This window comes from Amylibacter marinus (genome assembly GCF_030160015.1).
Classification (GTDB): Bacteria; Pseudomonadota; Alphaproteobacteria; order Rhodobacterales; family Rhodobacteraceae; genus Amylibacter; species Amylibacter marinus.
In genome coordinates this window covers 1-4,244 of sequence record NZ_BSNN01000010.1, presented here as the reverse complement: position 1 = coordinate 4,244, position 4,244 = coordinate 1, and the positions used below count along the sequence as shown (strand labels likewise).

Annotated in this window: 4 protein-coding genes; 3 read left to right on the top strand and 1 reads right to left on the bottom strand. The window is 50.5% G+C overall.

The features are described from left to right. The first annotated feature begins 160 nt into the window (after positions 1-160). Positions 161-2,311, top strand: coding sequence for an esterase-like activity of phytase family protein (locus QQL62_RS13340; RefSeq protein WP_284380213.1), 2,151 nt, complete (start codon positions 161-163; stop codon positions 2,309-2,311). A gap of 77 nt (positions 2,312-2,388) precedes the next feature. Here the strand turns inward: QQL62_RS13340 and QQL62_RS13335 are convergent, their stop codons facing one another. Further along, positions 2,389-2,844, bottom strand: coding sequence for an Lrp/AsnC family transcriptional regulator (locus tag QQL62_RS13335; protein ID WP_284380211.1), 456 nt, complete (start codon positions 2,842-2,844; stop codon positions 2,389-2,391). A 115-nt stretch (positions 2,845-2,959) separates the two neighbouring features. On the opposite strand from QQL62_RS13335, the gene phhA reads away from it, so the two are divergent. Further along, positions 2,960-3,745 carry a phenylalanine 4-monooxygenase gene (gene phhA / locus QQL62_RS13330; protein WP_284380209.1) on the top strand — a complete coding sequence of 262 codons (786 nt, stop codon included), beginning with the start codon at positions 2,960-2,962 and terminating at the stop codon, positions 3,743-3,745. 11 nt (positions 3,746-3,756) lie between these two features. Next, entirely contained in the window at positions 3,757-4,098 is a 342-nt protein-coding gene (locus QQL62_RS13325) for a 4a-hydroxytetrahydrobiopterin dehydratase (protein ID WP_284380207.1), read from the top strand. Positions 4,099-4,244 lie beyond the last annotated feature (146 nt).

Here is a 4,244-nt window from a genome sequence, read left to right as displayed (position 1 = left end):
TTTTTTATGCCCCCAGCGCCCCGTTACTTGAATTCATAGTGCGATCTAACGGTGCCTGTGAAAGAACAACCGGGTTAAAAAAATATTACCCTGCTGACATAAAAAATTTATAAATGCGCGTTAACCATTTTGTAATGTAAACATTATGGGGCGACATTTGATGTCATACAAACTTCTCTATCTAACCACCGCGCTAAGCGTTGCGGCCAGCGGCGTTTCTGCGGATATGAATTTTAACCGGATCAGCAGCTTTGCGACACATGCGAACAATGCGGATCCTGCGGCAGAAAGCTCGGCTGAGATTATCTCGGTATCAGGTGATGGGATGACGCTGGCCTATTCGGACAGCCCACTGGGCGTTATTGGATTGATAGATATAACCGACCCAAAATCCCCCAAGGCTAAGGGCAACATTGCTGTGGGGGGCGAGCCTACCGCTGTGTCGATCACCGGTACATCTGCCTTTGTTGGTGTGAATACATCTCAGAGTTATACCGCGCCTTCTGGTCTGTTAAAGGCCTTTGATATCGTGTCAAAGGCAGAGTTGGCCGCCTGTGATCTAGAGGGGCAACCAGACAGCACCGCCATATCGCCAGATGCCAGCATCATTGCTGTGGCAATTGAGAACGAGCGCGACGAAGATTTGGGCGATGGTCGCACCGGCCAATTGCCTGGTGGGCATGTGGCGATTTTTGATATCGCCAACGGCGCCCCTGACTGTGACAGCATGGTCAAGGTTGATGTAACGGGTCTGGCCGAGGTTTCACCAGAAGACCCAGAACCAGAGTTCGTAGATATCAATACATCGGGCGAGATCGTTGTTACGCTGCAGGAGAACAACCACATCGTCGTTCTGTCCAAAACCGGCGAAATAATCCATCATTTCTCTGCCGGTGCGGTTGATCTGCGGGGTATTGATGCCACAGACGAGCGCGGCGCGTTGATTTTCAACGAAAGCCAAGAGGGGCGCTTGCGCGAACCTGATGGGGTTCAGTGGATCGACGAGCACCATTTTGCCATTGCCAACGAGGGCGATATGGACGGCGGATCCCGTGGCTGGACGATTTTCAACAAGGATGGCACCGAAGTTTACGAGGCCGGAGCAAGTTTTGAGCAAGCGATCATCCAAGCGGGGCATTATCCTGACAAACGGTCTGACAGCAAAGGTGCGGAGCCAGAGGGTATGGAATTCGCAACCTTTGGCGACACGCCTTATGCCTTTATCCTTGCGGAACGTGCGTCTGTGGTAGGTGTTTATGATGTCAGCACCCCCAGCGCGCCGGTACTTCAACAGCTGTTGCCTTCGGGTATTGGGCCAGAGGGTGCGATCGCCATCCCCGAGCGCAATCTATTTGTTACGGCAAATGAGGTTGACCTGATCGAAGATGGCGGCCCGCGCAGCCATGTGATGATCTACCAACTACAAGATGGGGCGGCGCAATATCCTCAGCTGTCGTCTGTTGGTACGGATGAACTGATCGGCTGGGGCGCGATTTCTGGGATGGTTGCCGGTGAAAATGGTGTGGTCTATGCGGTAAACGATAGTTTTTACAGCTATCAGCCCACGATCTTTACGATTGATACCACCACCACACCTGCCAGCATCATAGATGCCTTGCCGGTAACCCGCGCGGGGCGCCCTGCACAGAAGCTGGATCTTGAAGGGATCACATTGGATGGCAAGGGTGGCTATTGGGTGGCATCCGAGGGACGCAGTGACCGCGTTATTCCGCATGCGCTTTATAATGTGAATGCCAAGGGCGAGATTAAGAAAGAGATTGGTCTCCCGGCGGAGCTGATGGCGGTTGAGAAGCGTTTCGGGTTTGAGGGCATTACGCTGATTGGTGATGTTCTGTGGATGGCGGTTCAGCGTGAATGGATGGATGATCCCAAGGATCATGTTAAGCTGGTGTCCTATAACCTGAAATCCAAAGAGTGGGGCGCGGTACATTATCCCAAGGCGACCCCTGCCAAGGGCTGGGTTGGGTTATCTGAAATCACGGTTCATGGTGATTATGTTTATGTGATCGAGCGCGACAATCAAATCGGTGCCGATGTGGTCACCAAAAAGGTGTATCGCATTGCCCTATCGGAAATGAAACCTGCCCCTCTGGGGGGGGATTTGCCGATTGTGACCAAAGAGCTGGTGCGCGATTTAGTGCCTGATCTGGCGGCCAATAATGGCTATGTTGTGGACAAGGTCGAGGGGCTGGCGATTTTTGCCGATGGCAGCGCATGGGCCAGCACCGATAATGACGGCGTGGATGACAGTTCTGGCGAGACGTTCTTCTGGTCTCTGGGCCAGTTCTAAAAACCTTGGCCAAACGGGTAGGCTCGTTTGGCCAATTCCACGAGGGGTGGCGCATTTAATGGGGCGCTGATTTCCCCCTAGATAATGGGTAATGCGCGGCGCATTTTTGTTTGGCGCAGTACAAAGTGGCTGCTGGTGGCCTTTACCAATCCTGATTTCAACAATCGACGCATCACAAAATTTTCTAATTCTTCGGGCGATTGGGTGTAGACCTTTAGGATGAAATCATGATCACCGGTTACAGAGGCGCATTCCACCACCTCTTGAAGAGAATTCACAAGGTTCAGGAAGTTATCGATGTTGTCTTCGCTGTGGTCATTTAGGGCGACGTGGATATAGGCGATGGCGTTCAGGCCCAAAGATTTGGGGTCAAGGCGCGCGCCATAGCCCTGAATAATGCCGCTGTCTTGCATATCTTTGACGCGCCGCCAACATTGGGTGGCCGATGCGCCAACCTGTTCCGATAAATCCTGCATAGACAGTTTGCCATTCAGCTGAAGCACGCGGAGAATTTCTCGATCAATTTGTTGCACTATATATTTGCCATTTGATTCAATTTCGGAATGAATTATCCCAATAATAGATATTTTGTAGATGTTTGAAAGAACTATTGCTGAATTCCTGTGTAATTTCTCCATAGGAGGTACCATGGGTAAGATATCTAGTTACAGTGCCAAGATCGCTGATGCACAGGGGCATATTCTATATACTGCGGAGGAAGATGCGGTTTGGGCGGATCTATACGCGGCACAGGCCCCGAACATTCAACGGTTTATGTCGGATGACTATCTACAGGGGTTGGATCTGTTAGATATGCCGAAATATCGCGTTCCGTCCTGTGTGGATATTTCGGAGCGCTTGCTGGATTTAACAGGCTGGCGGGTGGAGCCGGTACCGGCGTTGATTGGCTTCAAGCAGTTTTTCGAAATGCTCTCAAAGCAAGTGTTTCCTGCGGCGTCGTTTATTCGCAGCCGCAAAGATTTCGACTATATTGAAGAGCCAGATATTTTTCACGAGATTTTTGGGCATACACCCTTGCTGACCAACCCGAATTTTGCGGCCTTTAGTCAGGCGATTGGCCGTGCAGGGTTATCCGCTGAGCGTGGGGATTATGCTTGGTTGATACGTCTGTATTGGTTCACCATCGAGTTTGGGTTGGTGTTGCAAAATGATGAATTAAAGGCATTGGGGTCTGGGTTGGCGTCTTCGCCGACAGAGCTGGTCTATGCTGTGCAAAGCGATGTGCCGGATCGCGAACCATTTGATATTCAGACAATTCTGCGCACGCCTTATCGAATTGATATGCACCAAATGGGGTATTTTGTGATAGATAACCCAGAGGTTTTATTAGATGCGGCCAAGCGTGATTTGATGGCTGATGTTCGTACCGCGCAAAACCTTGGCCTGTTGCCGAATAAATTCCCAGCGAAGTAAAGGAAAAGATTATGACCAGTTGTTCAATTGCTGATAGGTCCTGCGAGCCCTGCTCGGGTGGCACGCCTGCGTTAACCCCAGATCAGGCCTCTGATCTGTATAAAGAGTTACAAGAGGGATGGGTTCTAAGCGCCGATTCCAAAATGATATCGCGCAGGTTCACATTCAAGGGATTTGCCAAGGCCGTATATCTAACCAACCTCTGTGTTTGGTTGGCAGACCAGGAGGGCCATCACCCTGACCTTAGCCTTGGTTGGGGATACACAGAGGTAACGCTAACCACACATGAAATCGAGGGCCTAAGCGAGAATGATTTCGTCTGGGCCGCAAAGCTGGATCGCTTGTTGGGTTAGGGCGATTCCCTAATGGTCAGGCTATAATTGCGATTCTTGGGGCCTTGGCCCCTTTTTTGTTATTCTTCGGCGGATTTTTTTTGTGATTCATATTTAGTTTTGTCTTGGTTGGTATTTAGTGTTTGTTTTGTGCATGTTTGTTGATT

Excerpts from the sequence above, each read along its gene's own strand:
- QQL62_RS13325 (WP_284380207.1), top strand. The coding sequence starts at position 3,757 with ATGACCAGTTGTTCAATTGCTGATAGGTCCTGCGAGCCCTGCTCGGGT.
- QQL62_RS13340 (WP_284380213.1), top strand. The coding sequence starts at position 161 with ATGTCATACAAACTTCTCTATCTAACCACCGCGCTAAGCGTTGCGGCC.
- phhA (WP_284380209.1), top strand. The coding sequence starts at position 2,960 with ATGGGTAAGATATCTAGTTACAGTGCCAAGATCGCTGATGCACAGGGG.